General features: G+C 63.6%; 15 protein-coding genes and 1 tRNA gene. 10 read left to right on the forward strand and 6 right to left on the reverse strand.

What is annotated here, in order from left to right; all coding sequences use genetic code 11:
• The first annotated feature begins 14 nt into the window (after nt 1-14).
• The 5 genes from XI09_RS00640 (at nt 15) to XI09_RS00660 (ending at nt 4,871) form a co-directional block, all read left to right on the forward strand.
• Nucleotides 15-1,115: an LLM class flavin-dependent oxidoreductase gene (locus XI09_RS00640; protein WP_271565223.1), complete on the forward strand. Its 1,101-nt coding sequence runs from the start codon at nt 15-17 to the stop codon at nt 1,113-1,115.
• Nucleotides 1,112-2,053: an ABC transporter substrate-binding protein gene (locus tag XI09_RS00645; RefSeq protein WP_271565224.1), complete on the forward strand. Its 942-nt coding sequence runs from the start codon at nt 1,112-1,114 to the stop codon at nt 2,051-2,053. The genes XI09_RS00640 and XI09_RS00645 overlap by 4 nt, the downstream gene beginning before the upstream one ends.
• A gap of 352 nt (nt 2,054-2,405) precedes the next feature.
• The gene (locus XI09_RS00650) at nt 2,406-3,251 is read left to right on the forward strand and encodes a CmcJ/NvfI family oxidoreductase (protein ID WP_271565225.1); all 846 of its coding nucleotides are present in this window, start codon (nt 2,406-2,408) and stop codon (nt 3,249-3,251) included.
• A 104-nt stretch (nt 3,252-3,355) separates the two neighbouring features.
• Nucleotides 3,356-3,652, forward strand: coding sequence for a septal ring lytic transglycosylase RlpA family protein (locus tag XI09_RS00655; RefSeq protein ID WP_027547860.1), 297 nt, complete (start codon nt 3,356-3,358; stop codon nt 3,650-3,652).
• Nucleotides 3,653-3,701: 49 nt separating this feature from the next.
• Nucleotides 3,702-4,871, forward strand: a complete 1,170-nt coding sequence (locus XI09_RS00660; protein WP_271565226.1) for a Gfo/Idh/MocA family protein — start codon at nt 3,702-3,704, stop codon at nt 4,869-4,871.
• A gap of 195 nt (nt 4,872-5,066) precedes the next feature.
• Here XI09_RS00660 and XI09_RS00665 read toward each other — a convergent pair whose 3' ends face one another.
• The 3 genes from XI09_RS00665 to XI09_RS00675 form a co-directional block, all read right to left on the reverse strand.
• Nucleotides 5,067-6,377 carry an ABC transporter substrate-binding protein gene (locus XI09_RS00665; protein ID WP_271565227.1) on the reverse strand — a complete coding sequence of 437 codons (1,311 nt, stop codon included), beginning with the start codon at nt 6,375-6,377 and terminating at the stop codon, nt 5,067-5,069.
• A 144-nt stretch (nt 6,378-6,521) separates the two neighbouring features.
• On the reverse strand, nt 6,522-7,643 hold the full coding sequence (locus XI09_RS00670; RefSeq protein WP_271565228.1) for a D-alanine--D-alanine ligase family protein: 1,122 nt from the start codon (nt 7,641-7,643) through the stop codon (nt 6,522-6,524).
• A gap of 131 nt (nt 7,644-7,774) precedes the next feature.
• Entirely contained in the window at nt 7,775-9,007 is a 1,233-nt protein-coding gene (locus tag XI09_RS00675) for an SMP-30/gluconolactonase/LRE family protein (protein ID WP_271565229.1), read from the reverse strand.
• 274 nt (nt 9,008-9,281) lie between these two features.
• Between XI09_RS00675 and XI09_RS00680 the strand changes: the two genes are divergently transcribed.
• The 5 genes from XI09_RS00680 (at nt 9,282) to XI09_RS00700 (ending at nt 14,223) form a co-directional block, all read left to right on the forward strand.
• Entirely contained in the window at nt 9,282-9,545 is a 264-nt protein-coding gene (locus XI09_RS00680; RefSeq protein WP_271565326.1) for a hypothetical protein, read from the forward strand.
• Nucleotides 9,546-10,380: 835 nt separating this feature from the next.
• Nucleotides 10,381-11,943 (forward strand): 2-isopropylmalate synthase, encoded by a 1,563-nt coding sequence (locus tag XI09_RS00685; protein WP_271565230.1) that lies wholly within the window; start codon nt 10,381-10,383, stop codon nt 11,941-11,943.
• A 242-nt stretch (nt 11,944-12,185) separates the two neighbouring features.
• On the forward strand, nt 12,186-13,190 hold the full coding sequence (locus XI09_RS00690) for a TRAP transporter substrate-binding protein (protein WP_271565231.1): 1,005 nt from the start codon (nt 12,186-12,188) through the stop codon (nt 13,188-13,190).
• Nucleotides 13,191-13,382: 192 nt separating this feature from the next.
• Nucleotides 13,383-13,979: a Spy/CpxP family protein refolding chaperone gene (locus tag XI09_RS00695; protein ID WP_271565232.1), complete on the forward strand. Its 597-nt coding sequence runs from the start codon at nt 13,383-13,385 to the stop codon at nt 13,977-13,979.
• A 168-nt stretch (nt 13,980-14,147) separates the two neighbouring features.
• Nucleotides 14,148-14,223: transfer RNA gene (locus tag XI09_RS00700), tRNA-Lys, on the forward strand.
• 189 nt (nt 14,224-14,412) lie between these two features.
• Here XI09_RS00700 and XI09_RS00705 read toward each other — a convergent pair.
• The 3 genes from XI09_RS00705 to XI09_RS00715 all read right to left on the reverse strand — a co-directional run bounded on the left by XI09_RS00705 (nt 14,413) and on the right by XI09_RS00715 (nt 17,874).
• On the reverse strand, nt 14,413-15,243 hold the full coding sequence (locus tag XI09_RS00705) for an ABC transporter ATP-binding protein (RefSeq protein WP_271565233.1): 831 nt from the start codon (nt 15,241-15,243) through the stop codon (nt 14,413-14,415).
• A 66-nt stretch (nt 15,244-15,309) separates the two neighbouring features.
• Entirely contained in the window at nt 15,310-16,638 is a 1,329-nt protein-coding gene (locus XI09_RS00710; RefSeq protein ID WP_271565234.1) for an ABC transporter substrate-binding protein, read from the reverse strand.
• A gap of 108 nt (nt 16,639-16,746) precedes the next feature.
• Nucleotides 16,747-17,874 (reverse strand): branched-chain amino acid ABC transporter permease, encoded by a 1,128-nt coding sequence (locus tag XI09_RS00715; protein WP_271565235.1) that lies wholly within the window; start codon nt 17,872-17,874, stop codon nt 16,747-16,749.
• Between the last annotated feature and the right edge of the window lie 4 nt (nt 17,875-17,878).

The raw sequence follows: 17,878 nt of genomic DNA on the forward strand, positions 1-17,878 counted from the left end.
TCAGGGAGACGATCATGTCGATCGAGTTCATCGGCTTCATCAGCAACAACAATTCCTCCGAAACCGTCGTCCGCGAGGGACCGGTCCTCAACCCCACCCACATCGAGACGGTGGCGAAGGCGCATGAGAATGCCGGGTTCGATCGCGCGCTGCTGGCGTTTCATTCGACGACGCCGGACGCGCTCCAGGTCGCCCAGCACGTGCTCAACGTGACCTCCCGCCTCAACGTGCTGATCGCGCAGCGGCCCGGCTTCACCGCGCCGACGCTGCTGGCGCGGCAGTTCGCGGCGCTCGACCAGTTCTCCCGCGGCCGCGTCGCGCTCCACGTCATCACCGGCGGCAATGCCACCGAGCTGCGGCAGGACGGCAACACGCTCGACGACAAGGACGAGCGCTACGCCCGCACCTCCGAATTCCTCGATGTTCTCAAGCTGGAATGGACCAGCGACAAGCCATTCACCTACAAGGGCAAGTACTACCAGGTCGAGAATGCCTTCTCGCAGGTGAAGCCGTATCGTCCGGAAGGCATCCGCGTCTATTTCGGCGGCGCCTCGGACGCGGCGATCGACGTCGCCGGCAAGCATGCCGACACCTTCGCGCTGTGGGGTGAATCCTATGCTCAGGTGCGCGACGTCACCTCCCGCGTTCACAACGCCGCGGTCCGGCAGGGCCGGCCGACGCCGCGCTTCAGCCTCTCGGTGCGGCCGATCATTGCGCCCACCGAAAAGCAGGCCTGGGAGAAGGCGGAGGAAATTTTGGCGCGGGCCACCGCGCTTCAGGACAGGACCGGATATCGCAAGCCGGCCGACGGCCATGCCACCGCCGGCGCACGGCGCCTGCTCGCACTCGCCGACCAGGGCAGCCGGATCGACAAGCGGCTCTGGACCGAGATCGCAAGGCTCACCGGCGCCAACAGCAACACCACCGCGCTGGTCGGCACGCCCGAGCAGGTCGCCGAAGTGTTCGGCGACTATTACGACCTCGGCATCACCCATTTCCTGATCCGCGGCTTCGATCCCCTGGTCGACGCCATCGAATATGGCCGCGAGTTGATCCCGCTGACGCGTAAGCTGATTGCGGAGCGTCAGGTCGCGCGCGGCGAGGCGGCGGAATGATCCGCCTCATGCTGGCCGGCGCGCTGCTGTTCGGTTCGCTTGAACTGACGGCAGCGCAAACCACCACGCTTCGCGTCGGAGACCAGAAAGGCAATTCGCAGGCCGTGATGGAAGCGGCAGGCCAGCTCAAGGACGTCCCCTACAAGATCGAGTGGAGGGAGTTTCCGGCCGCCGCGCCGCTGCTCGAGGCGCTCAGCGCCGGTGCGATCGAGACCGGGCTCGTTGGCGATGCGCCCTTCACCTTCGCCGCCGCCTCCGGTGCGCCGGTGAAGGCGATCGCCGCGATCCGGCAGACGCGCGCGGGGCTCGCCATCCTCGTGCCCGAGACCTCGCCGATCACGAATTTCGCCGACCTGCGCGGCAAGAAGATCGCGACCGGCCGCGGCTCGATCGGCCATCAGTTGATCCTCGCCGCGCTGGAAAAGAACGGCTGGGCTGCGGCCGACGTGCAGATCGCGTTCCTGGCGCCGTCGGATGCCAAGATCGCCTACACGCAAGGCTCGGTCGATGCGTGGTCGACCTGGGAGCCTTACGTGAGCCAGGAGGAGGTGCTGTTCAAGTCGCGCCGCGTCATCACCTCGGAAGGCATGACGCCGGGCCTGAGCTTCCAGGTGGCGCGGCCCGACGCCATCCGCGACAAGCGCGCCGAACTGACCGACTTCATCCGCCGCCTGACCGCCGCGCGGGCGTGGTCGCTGAACAACGTCGATAGCTATGCCGCGACCTGGGGCAGGCTGATGAACATCCCGACCGCCGTACCGCAGAACTGGCTGTCGCGCGCAAAAATCCGCATCGCACCGATCGATGACGGCGTGGTCGCGGACGAGCAGGGTACGATCGACCTCTATTTTCGCTGGGGCCTGATCAAGCAGAAGCTCGATGCGGCCGAGATCGTCGACCGCTCCTTTGCGGACGCGATCGGCAAGGCGGGGCTGTAGGCAGCGCTCGTGTCCCGGAAGCGCAGCAGCGTGCAACGCTGCACCGGCGTCATTCCGGGGCGCGACGAAGTCGCGAGCCCGGAATCCATTGCTCCACAAAGATTGCGGCCCGATGGATTCCGGGCTCGCCCTGCGGGCGCCCCGGAATGACGGCGGCGGGGTGCGAGGGCTGACGAACCCCTCAAGCATCCGTGAAGCGAGAAGAACGTAGCCAGAGCGACCGCCGTTCTCGACAGATTCGTTCTGCGTTCCCTCCGCTCAACAACACCCCCATTGCTATTTGCACCACCTCCCTTGCGGCCGCACGCACCCCGCCAAAAATCAAACCGACGACCACATCGGGAGACCGGCCATGGGCCTGCAAGAAACAAGAATCGAATCGCTTCCCTTCGTCACCGCCGAACTCAACTACCTCGCGCCGATTTCAGGCAAGCCGCGCACCTACGCGTTCGATCCGCCGCCGGGCGAGCCGAAAAGCACCTCGCTGCCGGAGCCGCATCAAGTGCCGATCTTCGACGCGCGGCTGATCGCGAACAATATCTCGCTCGATCGCGAAGGCTTCGCGCTGGTGCGCCATCCGACCCAGGTGAAGGACTTCTACAACGACGCGGAGGTGAGGGCGGTCTACTATCCCGCCGTCGAGGCCTTCTTGCGGGCGACGCTGAAGGCCGATCGCGTTTTCATTTTCGACCATACCGTGCGCAAGCGCGTCGAAGGCGCCGCCGATATTCGCGATGGTGGTCCGCGCCAGCCGGCGACGCGCGTCCATGTCGACCAGACCGCCGTCTCCGGCGCCAACCGCGTGCGCGAGCATCTGCCTGACGAGGCTGACGAGCTGCTGAAGGGGCGTGTGCAGGTGATCAATCTGTGGCGGCCGATCCGCGGTCCCTTGCGCGACTCGCCGCTCGCGATGGCCGACGGCACCACGGTCGCGCCGGAGGATCTCGTCGCATCCGACCTGATCTATCCCAACCGCCGCGGCGAGACCTATTCGGTGAAATACAATCCGAACCATCGCTGGTTCTATTTCCCGGAGATGACGCCGGACGAGGCGTTGCTGCTCAAGTGCTACGACTCGGCGACCGACGGCCGCACCCGCTTCGGGCCCCACACCGCCTTCGTCGATCCGACCACGCCGGCCGATGCGCCGCCGCGTGAGAGCATCGAGCTGCGCACGCTGGTGTTCCACAAACAGTAACAATGTGTGATCGCACTGCCGGGGTGACCCGGCAGTGTTCCCGGAACTTCGGGGAACAAGGCGACGTTTGCAGCGCAGGGCCGGGCCAACCGGGGAGCGGTGCCGTGCGAGCGCTGACCACTTTATTGTTTTGTCTTGCCACATTTTCTCTGGCGCATGCCGAAAGCGGACTTGCCTCATATTACGGGTACGGAAAAGGCAAGGGTTCCGAGCTGACATGTGCCCACCGCACGCGCCCGTTTGGCACCGTGCTGAGGGTGTCCTACGGCAGCCGCTCGATCCAGTGCCGCGTCAATGATCGCGGCCCCTTCATCCGCGGCCGTATCGTCGATCTCTCGGTGCCCGCTGCCCGCGCGCTCGGCATGATGAGCGCCGGTGTGGTGCGCGTCTCGGTGGAATAGGCCTCTAACCGCGCTATAGTGCCGCCCAAGGCAAGGGTGAGGGGGCGCTATGGCCAGGATCAGGGTGGGACTCGTCGGCTGCGGCTTCGTGTCGGAGCTGCACATGTATGCGTTCCGGCGCGTCTATGGCGTGGACGTCGAGGTCACGGCGGTGGCCGCGCGTGGCGGCCATGTCGTCGCATTCGCCGGCCGCCACGCAATCCCGCGCGTCTATCGCAGCTTCGCCGAGCTGATCGCACACCGCGAGCTCGACGTCATCGACATCTGCACCCCGCCCAATCTCCACGCCGGGATGATCGTTGCCGGCATGCAGGCCGGCAAGCACGTGATCTGCGAGAAGCCCTTTGCCGGTTATTTCGGCCGGGAGGGCGACAAGCAGCCGATCGGCAAGCATGTGCCGAAGGCGCTGATGTATGAGCGCGTGCTGGAGGAGATGGACGCGACACGGGCCGCGATCGGGCGCACCGGAAGACTCTTCATGTATGCCGAGGACTGGATCTACGCGCCGGCGGTGACCAAGACCGCGGAGATCATCAAGGCGACCAGGGACAAGATCCTGTTCATGAAGGGCGAGGAGAGCCATTCCGGCTCGCACGCGGCGCATGCCGCGCAATGGGCGATGACCGGCGGCGGCTCGCTGATCCGCATGGGCTGCCATCCGCTCTCCGCCGTGCTCTATCTGAAACAGGTTGAAGCCAAGGCGCGCGGCGAAACCATCCGCGTCGCCAGTGTCACCGGCGATGTCGGCAACGTCACAGCCGGCCTGAAGCCGGAGGAGCGCACCTACATCAAGGCCAATCCGGTCGACGTCGAGGACTGGGGCACGCTGACTGCGACGTTCTCCGACGGCACCAAGGCCACCGTGTTCTCCGGCGACATGATCATGGGCGGCGTGCGCAATCTGGTCGAGACCTACACGTCCGGCGGCTCGCTGTTCGCCAACATCACGCCGAACACGCATCTGATGAGCTACCAGACCTCCGAGGAGAAGCTCGCAAACGTCTACATCACCGAAAAGGTCGACCGCAAAACCGGCTGGCAATATGTCTGCCTCGAGGAGGAGTGGACGCGCGGGTATTTGCAGGAGATCCAGGATTTCATGGAATGCGCCGCGACCGGCCGGCAGCCGCTGTCGGACCTCGCCCTGGCCTACGAGACGATCAAGGTGAACTACGCGGGGTATTGGGCCGCGGAAGAGGGGCGGCGGGTGGTGTTGTAGGCCACCGGCGGAGCCGCAGTTCACCTCGCCCCGCTTGCGGGGAGAGGTCGGAATTCAAGCGCAGCTTGAATTCCGGGTGAGGGGGACTCTCCGCGAGTCCGACTGTCACCATCCCCGTGGAGACTCCCCCTCACCCCAACCCTCTCCCCGCAAGCGGGGCGAGGGAGCGCAGTCCCGCCGCGGCGATAACTTTCCCTACGTCCCGTAAGTCGAGCCCTTCGGCAGCGGAAACACCGGGTCTTGCGTGCGGATGTTCGTCGGCCACACCACCGAGATGTGCTCGCCGGCGTTCTGCATCACCACCGGTGTCGAGCGTTCGTTCTGGCCCGAGAGTGGCGTGCCCGGCGGGAAGAATTTCACGCCATAGCCCTGGATGGTGCCGCCGGCGGGGATGTCGACGTCGAGCGCGGCCTTGCGGATCGCCTCGGGCTCGAAGCTGCCGTACTTTTCCTTGGCGGCCGGCAGCACGTTGTTGAGCAGCACCCAGGTCTGGTTGAAACCCATCGAGCAATGCGGCGGCACGTCGGTGGCGCTGGTCTTGGCCTGGTAGCGCGCCACCATGGTCTTGATCAGGTCACCCATGCCCGGTGCGAGCTTTGCCGGATCGAGCAGCTGCGCCGGCACCGGATCGATGTTGCAGAAATTGTCGATGTCGGGGCCGAAGGTCGCGCGCAGCTTGTCGAGCTGGCTGTAGCCGGCGCCGGCGCCGAACAGCATCTTGAAGCGCAGACCGCTCTCGCGGGCCTGGCGCAGGAACAGGGTGATGTCGGGGTTGTAGCCGGCATGCGAAATCACGTCGGCCTTGGCGCGCTTGATCTTCGTGACGAGCACCGACAGGTCCGGCGCCGAGGCCGAATAGCCTTCACGCAGCACGACCTGGATGCCGGCCTGCTTGGCATAGGCCTCATCGGCAGAGGCAACGCCGACGCCATAGGGGCCGTCCTCGTGGATCAACGCGACCTTGACCTCCTTCGGGTCCATGCCGAGCTTGGCTTTCGCATGCTCGTTGATGAAGCTGGCAAAGGCCTGCCCGTATTGATCCGAATGGATCTGCGCGCGAAACACGTATTGCAGGTTCTTGTCCTTGAACACGGCGGTCGAGACCGCGGTCGTGATCCAGAGGATCTTCTTCTGCTGCTCGACCTTGGCCGCGAGTGGCACCGCATGCGAGCTCGCATAGACGCCGTTGAGGATGTCGATCTTCTCCTGGCTGATCAGGCGTTCGGCCTCGTTGATCGCAACGTCGGGCTTGCTCTGGGAATCCGCGGCGACTGGAGCAATCTTGTACTTGCCGCCGATACCGCCTTTCTCGTTGACGAGGTCGATGGCGATCTGCGCGCCGACCGAGGAGGCGATCGAGCCGCCGGCGGCGAACGGGCCGGTGAGGTCGTAGATCAGGCCGATGCGCAATGTCTCGGCTTGCGCCTGGGCCCTTGTCCAATCGAGGCTGAGTGCGGCGGCAGCAGCCGCCGAGCTCTTCAGCAGCTGCCTGCGTGAAGTCGGCATCCTATCCTCCCTCAAGACCGTCTTATGATTGGTTGTTATCTTTTTGCGAAGTATGGGGAGCGGGACAGCGGAAAGTCAACATCGCCCAAGGTCGGTAGCCGGCACGCCGCGGCGCAGGACGCATCTGCGGAAGCCGGAGATCGACTAGCTCGCATAGCCTCGTTCCAGGGTCTGCCGCTGGCGGTGCCGGTCCAGCGCCAGATTGACGAGGCGCGTCAGCAACTCTCCATACGGTACGCCCGAGGCTTCCATCATCTTCGGATACATGCTGATCGACGTGAAGCCGGGCAGGGTGTTGATCTCGTTGAAGCAGAACTCGCCGGTTTTCCGGTCGAGGAAGAAGTCGACGCGGGCGAAGCCGCTGCATTCGAGCGCCGCGAACACCCGGGTGGCGAGCGACCGGACGCGCTCCATCTGTGCCGTGTCGAGCTTGGCCGGAAGGTCAACCCGAGCGCCATCGGGATCGAGATATTTCGCCTCGTACGAATAGAACTCGTGATGGGCGTTGGGGTTCAGCTCGCTGGCGACGCTCGCGAACAGCGTCTCGCCCTCGAGCACCGCGACCTCGATCTCGCGCGCGTCGATGCCCTGTTCGACCAGCACCTTGACGTCATACCGAAACGCATCATCGAGCGCCGCTCCGAGCGCATCCTGCGTCTTGACCTTGTGAATGCCGACACTGGAGCCCATGTTGCACGGCTTGACGAAGACCGGGAGCGTCAAACCTTCGATCGCCTTCGCAAGCGATGAGATGCGGTCCTGAACGTAGGCCTTGCGGGTGAGCACGCGATAGGGCGCGACCGGAATGCCGGCGAATTCAGCGAGCCGCTTGGCGACATCCTTGTCCATGCTGACGGCGGAGGCGAGAACGCCCGATCCCACATAAGCGACATCGGCCAATTCCAGCAGGCCCTGCACGGTGCCGTCCTCGCAAAGCGGCCCGTGGATGACCGGAAAGACGACGTCGATCTCGATCGGGTCGGCGGCGCCTTGCGTGATCGGCATGAGGACGCCGCGTCCATCATGTCCCCTGGCGAGCCGCATCTCCGGCGCATCGGGCAGGATCGGCAAGGCCGCCGCGTGCGCCTGATCGAGCGTCCGAAGGTCGTTCCATTGCCACCGACCCGTCTTGTCGATGGAGACCGGGATCACCTCGAAGCGGGTGCGGTCGAGATGCCCCAGCACGGAGGCCGCCGATTTCAGCGAGACCTGGTGCTCACCGGACCTGCCGCCATAGAGAACAACGACGCGAATTTTGTCTGCCATGGCTCAATTATCACGCGCTCTGTCCGGAAGTCACCTCTGTTGCCCGGTTCAAGCATCGACAAGGCAACCAAAACAATTCGGCGCCGGCGAGGCACGCCGGCGCCGTGGCGCAATTCAAAGGCTTGTGCCGTTCAACCCGGCCCCGCGCCTTGCGTCGCCGTATACACGGCATAGAGCGACTGGCTCGCGGCCATGAACAGGCGGTTGCGCTTGGGGCCGCCGAAGCAGACGTTGCCGCACACTTCCGGCAGGCGGATGCGGCCGAGCAGCTTGCCCTCCGGCGACCACACCGTCACGCCGCTATAGCCGACGGCGCGGCCGGCATTGCTGGAGGCCCAGACATTGCCGTTGACGTCGCAGCGCACGCCGTCCGGCCCGCACTTCACGCCGTCGATCACGCAATCGCTGAACTTCTTGAGGTTGGAGAGCTTGTTGTCCGTGCCGACGTCGAACACGAAGATCTCGCCCTTGCCGCCGGGGCCGGTGTCGCCTGGGCCCTTGCCGGTCGAGGCGACATAGAGCTTCTTGTAGTCAGGCGAGAAGCACAGTCCGTTCGGATCGGGCACCTGCTCCTCGGTGACGACGAGGTCGATGCGGCCTGAGGGATCGATGCGATAGCAGTTGGTCGGCAGCTCGCGCTTGCCCGGTGTGAAGCCGGCCGGCTGTCCGATCCGCGGATTGAGCTTGCCGCCCGCATTGCTCGGGCCGCCTGCAACGTCGGGCTCGCCCTCATAGAGCTGGCCGCCATAGGGCGGGTCGGTGAACCAGTAGCTGCCGTCGGGATGCGCGACGACGTCGTTCGGCGAGTTCAGCCGCTTGCCCTGATAGGAATCGGCGAGCACCGTGGCGGTGCCGTCATGCTCGTAGCGCGTCACCCGCCGGGTCAAATGTTCGCAGGAGAGCTGGCGGCCCTGGAAGTCGAACGAATTGCCGTTGGAGTTGTTCGACGGCGAGCGGAACACGCTGACGCGGCCGTCGTCCTCGGTCCAGCGCATCTGTCGGTTGTTGGGAATGTCGCTCCACAAGAGGTAGCGGCCCTGCGCGCTCCACGCCGGGCCCTCGGCCCACAACAGGCCGGTGTAGAGTCGCTTGATCGCGGTGTTGGGCTGCGCCAGGTCGTTGAAGGATGGATCGACCGCGATGATGTCGGGGTCCCAGAAATATGTGGTCGGCGCGCCGTTGGGGCCGAAATCGCGCGGCGGGGTGGTGATCGTCGTCGGCGGGGCGGCAGGTCCGGTCTGGGCCAGCGCGGGACCGGCCATCGTGGCGGCGGCACCGAGCGCAAGCCCCCGGACAAGTGTTCGTCGTGAAAGCGCAGCATCCTGGTCGCGCTGCTCGTGGTCACGAGCCTCTTGGCGTGTCATCGCGTCCTCCCGGTCATGTTGACTGGCCGGTTGATCCGGCCGAGCAGGTCGAAGGTTAGTCCGGTCCGCGTCCGGTTGCGAGGGGCAGGTTCGCATCCTCCGTGCGACGTCGCGAACGCCGCAACATCGCCGCATTGCGGCTGTGCAAAGTCCGAGGCGACAATTCGTCCGCCCGCGCGCGGCTAACAGGGACCGGTTTTAGGGCCTGTCAAGCCTTGACCTCGCGCGCGATGCTGGCAGAACATTCCTCGGGGGAAAGAGGCCGGAACTCATGATGTTAGCTGTCGTCGTACTGGTCATGCTGCTCGCGATCGCATTTGTGGCCGGCTATTTCACCCGCGCATACGTCTCCCGCAAGAGGCGGGCGGAGGCGCGCCGCTGGCGGGAGTATACCGAGCCGGATTGGCTCCACGCCAACGCGCCGGCCAACACCAACGAGATCGCAAAAACCGGCAAGGCGGTGCCGATGGCCACCGGCGAGCTCGGTCAGATGCTGGACCGCTGGGAAAGCCGAGCCCGCGCCCGCCGCACGGGATAGCTCCAAGTCCTCGTAGCCCCGATGGAGCGCAGCGTAATCCGGGCCGCGGAGAGCAAAACTCGGGCGAAACGCGCCGCGAGGACGTGAAGGTGTGTCTGCGGTTGATAGGGAAGTTGGATCACTATGACGTTGCACCTTGCTCTGTCATTGCGAGCCAACGGGTCCGCGCAAAGCGCGGCCCGATGACAGGCTCCGCGAAGCAATCCAGACTGTCACGGCGGAAAGACTCTGGATTGCTTCGCTGCTCGCAATGACGACGTCGAGGCAATTGTGCGCAAATGTCTCCCATCGTCGTCCCGGCGAACGCCGGGACCCATTACCCCAGGGAATGGTTTGGCGAAGGCTCGTCTAGTACTGCAATCGATCTCCACGGACAGACCTCGGTATGGGTCCTGGCGTTCGCCAGGACGCCACCAATGACGTGGCTTCGTTTCGCTTTTCCCAATAGCTGGGAGCAAGCTCACGTCCATGGTAGGTCAGCCCACCTGACCATCTTTTGGCGTTGCAGTTGCGCCCGTTTCTCGTCTAGAAACAGGCGCATTGGGCCTCCCGGCAACCAACCGTCAACGGTTTTGGCCGAGGATTTGAGGGCTCAAAAGGGTCTGGCAATGCTGATTCGCGGCCAAATTAATGGGATTTCGGGGGAGGTGGCTCTGGCCGCCGCCACGATCCCGGCCGCGCTGCTGCCCACCCTCCTTCTCGGCGGGCTTCTTCTTACTTGCCCCTGAGGGCCGGCTGGGCGCCACGCGCCTGGGCGCTCAGGGGTTGGTCGAGATCATCGGACACCTCAAGCGCCCAGCACTGAACGGCGCAAAAGCTCAAAAGGAAATTTGCAATGGCCCCCGTGAACAAGTCCGACAAGGACCGCGTCATCATTTTCGACACCACGCTGCGCGACGGCGAGCAGTGCCCCGGTGCCACCATGACCTTCGAGGAGAAGCTCGAGGTCGCGGAGCTGCTGGATGATATGGGCGTCGACGTCATCGAGGCCGGCTTCCCGATCACCTCCGAGGGCGACTTCCAGGCGGTCAGCGAGATCGCCCGCCGCTCCAAGAACGCCGTCATCGCCGGCCTGTCCCGCGCCCATCCCGCCGACATCGACCGCTGCGCCGAGGCGGTGAAGTTTGCGAAGCGCGGCCGCGTCCACACCGTGATCGCGACCTCGCCGCTGCATATGCGGGTGAAGCTGAACAAGACCCCGGAGCAGGTGCTCGAGACCTCAGTTGCCATGGTCGCGCGCGCCCGCAACCAGATCGACGACGTCGAATGGTCGGCCGAGGACGGCACCCGCAGCGAGATGGACTTCCTGTGCCGCATCGTGGAAGCCGTCATCAAGGCCGGCGCCACCACGGTGAACATTCCGGACACCGTCGGCTACACGGTGCCGGAGGAATACACCTACTTCATGAAGACGCTGATCGAGCGCGTGCCGAACTCGGACAAGGCGGTGTTCTCCGTGCACTGCCACAACGACCTCGGCATGGCCGTGGCGAACTCGCTGGCCGGCATCGTCGGCGGCGCGCGCCAGGTCGAGTGCACCATCAACGGCATCGGCGAGCGCGCCGGCAACGCCGCGCTGGAAGAGATCGTGATGGCGATCAACGTGCGCAACGACAAATTCCCCTACTGGAACAAGATCGACACCACGCAGCTCACCCGCGCCTCGAAGGTGGTGTCGGCGGCGACCTCGTTCCCGGTGCAGTACAACAAGGCGATCGTCGGCCGGAACGCGTTCGCGCATGAGAGCGGCATCCACCAGGACGGCGTGCTGAAGGACGCTTCCACCTACGAGATCATGCGGCCCGAGATGGTCGGCCTGAAGCAGTCCTCGCTGGTGCTCGGCAAGCACTCCGGCCGCCATGCCTTCGTGCACAAGCTGGAGGAGATGGGCTACAAGCTCGGCCCCAACCAGCTGGAAGACGCGTTCACGCGGATGAAGGCGCTCGCCGACCGCAAGAAGGACATCTACGACGAGGACATCGAGGCGCTGGTCGACGAGGAGATGGCGGCGTCGCACGACCGCATCAAGCTGACCTCGCTGACCGTGATCGCCGGCACCCATGGCCCGCAGCGCGCGACCATGAAGCTCGACGTCGACGGCCAGATCAAGATCGAGGAGGCCGAGGGCAACGGTCCGGTGGACGCGGTGTTCAACTGCATCAAGCGCCTGGTGCCGCACGAGGCCAAGCTCGAGCTGTACCAGGTCCATGCCGTCACCGAAGGCACCGACGCGCAGGCGGAAGTCTCGGTGCGGCTGTCGCATGACGGTCGCTCGATGACGGCCCGCGCGGCCGATCCCGATACGCTGGTGGCCTCGGCCAAGGCCTATCTCGGCGCGCTCAACAAGATCGTCATGAAGCGCCAGCGCGACACGGTGACGACGGCCGCGGCGAGCTGACAAGCGAAGCTTGTCATTCCGGGGCGGCTCGAAGAGCCGAACTATGGTGCGCAATTGCGCACCTGAGAATCTCGAGATTCCGGGTTCGATGCTTTGCATCGCCCCGGAATGACGGCGTTCATCATGAATAGCTGCCCTGCTAACGGCCAATAGCGGCTCAATGCGCGAGCCGCTATTGATGCTCCCGGCACAAGGATCGGTCACCCGCACGCCGGGCGGCCAAATAACACCAGGGAGAGATTATGCGCACCTTCGCGATCGCGGCGTCCATCGCCGTACTGGCTCTTGGCTTGACCGGGCCGGCGCTGGCCCAATCGCCGATCATCATCAAGTTCAGCCACGTGGTGGCCACCGACACGCCGAAGGGCAAGGCGTCGGAAAAATTCAAGGAGCTCGCCGAGAAGTACACCGGCGGCAAGGTCAAGATCGAGGTCTATCCGAACTCGACGCTCTACAAGGACAAGGAAGAGCTCGAGGCGCTCCAGCTCGGCAGCGTGCAGATGCTGGCGCCGTCGAATTCGAAATTCGGCCCGCTCGGCATCCGCGAGTTCGAGGTGTTCGATCTGCCCTACATCCTTCCCGACCTGAAGACGCTGCGGAAGGTGACGGAAGGCCCGCTCGGCCTCCGCCTGCTCAAGCTTTTGGACTCCAAGGGCATCACCGGCCTCGCTTATTGGGACAACGGCTTCAAGCAGATGAGCGCCAACAAGAAGCTGGTCGCACCCGGCGATTATCAGGGCGTGAAGTTCCGTATCCAGTCCTCGCGCGTGCTCCAGGCCCAGTTCAAGACGCTCGGCTCGCTGCCGCAGGTGATGGCATTCTCGGAAGTCTACCAGGCGCTCCAGACCGGCGTGGTCGACGGGCAGGAGAACACCTGGTCGAACATCTACACCCAGAAGATGCACGAGGTGCAGAAGTACATCACCGAGACCAATCACGGCTACATCGGCTACGTCGTGATCGTGAACAAGAAGTTCTGGGACGATCTGCCCGCCGACATTCGCGACCAGCTGTCGAAGGCGATGAAGGAAGCCTCCGACTTCAACAACACGCAGTCGCAGAAGGAGAACGACGACGCGTTGGCCGAGATCAAGAAGAGCGGCAAGAGCGAGATCATCAAGCTCACGCCGGAGCAGAGCGAGGCGATGCGCAAGGCGATGGAGCCGGTCTACAAGGACGCCGCCAGCCGCATTGGCCAGCCGCTGATCGACGAATTCCTGAAGGAATCGAAGGGCGCGACGAACTGACCTAAACGCATGAATGAGGGGCTTCCGTGCCAGTCGCGGAAGCCCCTTTTTTGTTGCGAATGATTTCCGGTCGCGGCTGGAGGTAAAATCAGGCGTTACTTCTTCGTAAGGACGCCCTCCCTGTCCAAGTTGTAAGTTGCGCGCGAGGCGCGCGGCGCCCATCCTCAGAGCATCCTTCCAGAGGAGGCTCGCATGAGGAAGTTCACCATCGCCGCCATCGCCGTGCTCAGCATCGCCGGCTCGGGCGCGGTCTATGCCCAATTTCATCGCCCGTGGATGGAGCACTTCCGCCACATCCGCATGAACCCCGAGGACCGTGCCGCCTTCGTCGATGCGCGGATCGCCGCCGTCCATGCTGGGCTGAAACTCAACGCCGACCAGGAGAAGCTGTGGCCGCCGGTCGAGGCCGCCGTGCGCGAATTCGCCAAGCTGCGCATCGACCGCGCCAATGCGCGCATGAATGCCGCCCCCGGCGCCGCCGACAAGCCGGAGGATCCGGTCGCCCGCCTGCGCCAGCGTGCCGAGGACATGGCGGCTTCCTCCGCGGCCCTGAAGAAGATCGCCGATGCCGCCGATCCCCTCTACAAGACCCTGGACGAGGGCCAGAAGCGGCGCCTCGCCGTGCTGACCCGTCACCGCGGCCCGTTCGGCGGCGGCGAGGACGGCCCGCACCGCCACTTCATGGAACGCGGCATGGACCGCATGATGGAGCGCGGCATGGACCACTTCCATGGCGACCGTTTCGACCGTGACGGCGGCCCGGACCGGGATCGCGACGGCCGGCTCTGAGCCACCCCGTATTTCCCGCGGGATTAACCTTGGCGAAGCTGCTGGAATCCAGCGGCTTTTCGCTTTTTGGGGCCTGTGGAAGAACCTTGGAAAACATGCGCCACATCGCTTGCCAGACCCGGTTCGCTTTGCTAAACGACCGGCCTCGCAAGGCATTCACCGCCTTTCGGGCGCATAGCTCAGTTGGTAGAGCAGCTGACTCTTAATCAGCGGGTCCCAGGTTCGAGCCCTGGTGCGCCCACCAAGCTTTTCAATAGCTTAGGGGACCTCTCGCGGCAGCCATTCCGACAGGTGGTCAGCGGCTGTACGGCGCCTCGCCCCGCAATCTTCGGTGAACGGATATCGTTTTTGCGAACCCGTTCTTTGAGTCTGCTGGCGGATGCGCGTTACATCTATTCCCAGCCAAAGGGGGCCGATCACTCAACGTCATCGGCTAAGCGAGCCAACGTTTGCGCCGCTTATAGTGCTTCACATCGCGGAATGATTTTCGCCTGTCACCGGCGATGCCAAGGTAGAACTCCTTGACATCCTCATTTGCGGCGAGCGCCCGCGCCTCGCCGTCCATCACTACGCGGCCATTTTCGAGGATATAGCCGTGGCTCGCGTATTTGAGCGCCATATTGGTGTTCTGTTCGGCGAGAAGAAACGACACACCTTCCTTGACGTTGAGATCCTTCACGATCTCGAAGATCTCCTCGACGATCTGCGGCGCGAGGCCCATCGAAGGTTCGTCGAGCAGGATCATCTTGGGGCGCGACATCAGCGCGCGCCCGATCACGCACATCTGCTGTTCGCCGCCCGACGTGTAGCCGGCCGTCGAAGCACGTCGCTCTCGAAGGCGCGGAAAATAGGCATACACCCGCTCCAGATCCTGCGCGATCACGGCCTTGCCATCCCTGCGCGTGAAGGCGCCGGTCAGGATGTTCTCTTCGACAGTGAGGTGAGCGAAGCAACGCCGCCCCTCCATGACCTGGATGCAGCCGCGGCGCACCAGATCGTTTGGCGACAGGGACTGCACTTCGACGCCATCGAACAGGATCGATCCCTTAGTGACATCACCGCGTTCTGCATGCAGCAAATTGGAGATTGCCTTTAACGTCGTCGTCTTGCCCGCGCCATTGGCGCCGAGAAGCGCGACAATACCGCCCCGCGGCACATCCAGCGATACACCCTTCAACACGAGGATCACATGATCGTAGACGACCTCGATATTGTTGACCGACAGAAACGGAGCTGCCGCTTCAGTCGCCGTGGAAATTGACACGCGCAGACCTCCAAACAGTGGCCGGAATCCGGGAACCGGCACCGGCTCCCGGATCGCTCACATGCCTCAGCTTTCCTTCGCGCAATCGCGTGGCGGGATCTTCTTGTCCGCGGCATACTTCGCGGAAACGTCGGCGACGAGCGGGTCGATGAGCGACTCGTCAGCCGTGTACCAGTCGGAGATCACCTTCCAGGCCTTGCCATCCCACTGCTGTACGCGCCCGTCGCGCGTGCCCTCGTGGTCGGAGCAGGAGATCCTGATCGGCTTCAACATTCCCTCAAAGCCGAGCTCGTTGATGCGTGCATCAGAGAGATTGAGGTTCTCGAGGCCCCAACGGACCTGCTCACCCTTCAGCGGCTTCTGGCCGAACTTCTCCTGCGCCTTGCGGATCGCCTCCACGCCGAGCATGGCATTCACCATGCCACGGTTGTAGAGAACTTCGCCGACCTTGCCAGGTTCTGTTGAACCTTTACCCTTGGCGTAGACGTATTTCGCTATGTCAGCGTGCACGGGAAACTTACCCGCGCCATGCTGAAGCATCAGCGACTTGTAGCCTGTGGCCTGATCGCCTGCGGGCGTGACATCCGGCTCTGCACCCGACCACCAGACACCGATCATCTTGTCGCGCGGATAGGCAACGGCCGCCGCTTCCTTGACTGCCGTGCTGTTCATGACGCCCCAGCCCCAGACCAGGACATAGTCCGGCCGGTTCTGGCGGATCGCCAGCCATTGCGACTTCTGTTCGACACCGGGGTGCGTGACCGGGATCGGAGTAAACTCAAAGCCGTACTTCTTTGCCAGCACCTGCAGCATCGGGATCGGCTCCTTGCCGTACGGGCTGTCGTGATACAGCAGCGAAATCTTCTTGCCTTTGAGCTTGTCGAACCCGCCAAGCTCCTTGGCGACGTGCTGGATCGCGATATCGGCCGCGGACCAGTAGGTGCCGAGCAATGGGAAGTTGTACGCGAACACCGCACCGTTCTTTGAGTCAGCACGGCCGTATCCCATCGTGATGATCGGGATCTTGTCCGTCTCCGTCTTTTCGGTGAGGGCGAAGGTGATGCCGGTCGACAGCGGATTGATGAAGGCCGCGCCGGTCGGCCCCTTGCCCTTGAGACGCTCGTAACACTCGACGCCCTTGTCGGTGGCGTAAGCGGTCTCGCATTCCTCGACCAGAAGCTTGACGCCGTTGATGCCGCCGTCGCGCTCGTTGATCAGATTGTAGTAGTCGGCAACGCCGTTTGCATACGGCGCGCCATTCACGGCGTACGGTCCCGTCCGGTAGGACAGGATCGGGATGAACTGCTCGTTTTGCGCTGCGGCCGGTGCGGTGAACGCCGCGCCCGACAAGGCGGCCGCCGCCAGTATCAATACATTCCGTGCAATATTTGCCATGTTGATATTCTCCTCCTTTGAGCCCCTCTTTTTCCGTCCGGGGATTTGTTTCCTTCCTCCTCTGCCAGCAATCGCCATCCGCGTGGCGATCCAGGCGCGATCGCTCCTTCAATAGGGAAACGGCCAAAGTCTGAGCTTCTCCTTGCCAATCGATATCAGCCGGGCGAAGCCATGGGGTTCCTTGATAAGAAGATAGCAGATCAACGATCCGAAGATGATGAATTCGAGGTGAGTGATCGTTTCCGTCGACAGTGGCACGCCGAGCTCGGTCGGAATCAGATTCAGCATGATCGGCACGATGAGGATGAAGGCCGCCCCGACAAACGAACCCATGATCGATCCGAGCCCGCCGATGATGATCATGAATAGGAGCTGCAGCGAACGGTCTATCGAGAACGCAAGCGGCTCCCACGAACCGAGGTAGACGAACGCCCAGAGTGCACCCGCCACGCCGACGATGAATGAAGAGACCGCGAAAGCGGTGAGCTTTGCATAGAGCGGCCGGATACCGATCAGTTCGGCGGCGATATCCATGTCGCGGATTGCCATCCACTGTCTGCCAAGATTGCTGCGAACGAGATTCTTCGCCAACACTGTCATCACCGTCACGAAGAGCAGGCATAGCAGATAGCGCTCGACCGGCGTGCGAACGACCAGGCTGAAGAAATCCAGTGCCGGCGCATTCACCGATCCCGACGGAGCATAATTGGTGAACCACGGGATTCGCAGGAACGCCCAATCGAAGAAGAACTGCGCGGCGAGCGTTGCAACCGCCAGATAGAGGCCCTTGATCCGCAGACTGGGAATACCGAACAGGATTCCGACACCCGCCGCCATGAGCCCGCCAAGCAGAATGGATGCCAGCACGGGCAACGGCGGGATCGAGATCGCGAATCCAAGCCAGGCAAGCGGGATATGGACGCCTGTCGCCAGCTTGTAGGCAGAATAGGCGCCGATGGCCATGAACGCGCCACTGCCGAGCGAGATCTGGCCGCAATAGCCGACGAGAATGTTCGTTCCGATGGCGGCGAGCGCTAGGATAAGGAAAGGCAGCAAGATGGCCCACAACAGATAGTCGCTGCCGAACGGCCAGATATGGAAGGTAGCCAGCAGCGGCACACCAATGAAAGCGATACCGAGCAAGATCGCGAGCGCAATACGGTCCTGACGAATCGGGAAGACCGCCATGTCCTCTGCGTAAGTCGTCTTGAACTGGCCAGCCTCGCGATAAAGCACAACG

This window comes from Bradyrhizobium sp. CCBAU 11386, from assembly GCF_028128955.1.
In the GTDB taxonomy this organism is placed as follows: domain Bacteria; phylum Pseudomonadota; class Alphaproteobacteria; order Rhizobiales; family Xanthobacteraceae; genus Bradyrhizobium.

Coding starts and splice junctions, on each gene's coding strand:
- XI09_RS00640 (WP_271565223.1), top strand. CDS start 15: ATGTCGATCGAGTTCATCGGCTTCATCAGCAACAACAATTCCTCCGAA.
- XI09_RS00645 (WP_271565224.1), top strand. CDS start 1,112: ATGATCCGCCTCATGCTGGCCGGCGCGCTGCTGTTCGGTTCGCTTGAA.
- XI09_RS00650 (WP_271565225.1), top strand. CDS start 2,406: ATGGGCCTGCAAGAAACAAGAATCGAATCGCTTCCCTTCGTCACCGCC.
- XI09_RS00660 (WP_271565226.1), top strand. CDS start 3,702: ATGGCCAGGATCAGGGTGGGACTCGTCGGCTGCGGCTTCGTGTCGGAG.
- XI09_RS00665 (WP_271565227.1), bottom strand. CDS start 6,377: ATGCCGACTTCACGCAGGCAGCTGCTGAAGAGCTCGGCGGCTGCTGCC.
- XI09_RS00670 (WP_271565228.1), bottom strand. CDS start 7,643: ATGGCAGACAAAATTCGCGTCGTTGTTCTCTATGGCGGCAGGTCCGGT.
- XI09_RS00675 (WP_271565229.1), bottom strand. CDS start 9,007: ATGACACGCCAAGAGGCTCGTGACCACGAGCAGCGCGACCAGGATGCT.
- XI09_RS00680 (WP_271565326.1), top strand. CDS start 9,282: ATGTTAGCTGTCGTCGTACTGGTCATGCTGCTCGCGATCGCATTTGTG.
- XI09_RS00685 (WP_271565230.1), top strand. CDS start 10,381: ATGGCCCCCGTGAACAAGTCCGACAAGGACCGCGTCATCATTTTCGAC.
- XI09_RS00690 (WP_271565231.1), top strand. CDS start 12,186: ATGCGCACCTTCGCGATCGCGGCGTCCATCGCCGTACTGGCTCTTGGC.
- XI09_RS00695 (WP_271565232.1), top strand. CDS start 13,383: ATGAGGAAGTTCACCATCGCCGCCATCGCCGTGCTCAGCATCGCCGGC.
- XI09_RS00710 (WP_271565234.1), bottom strand. CDS start 16,638: ATGGCAAATATTGCACGGAATGTATTGATACTGGCGGCGGCCGCCTTG.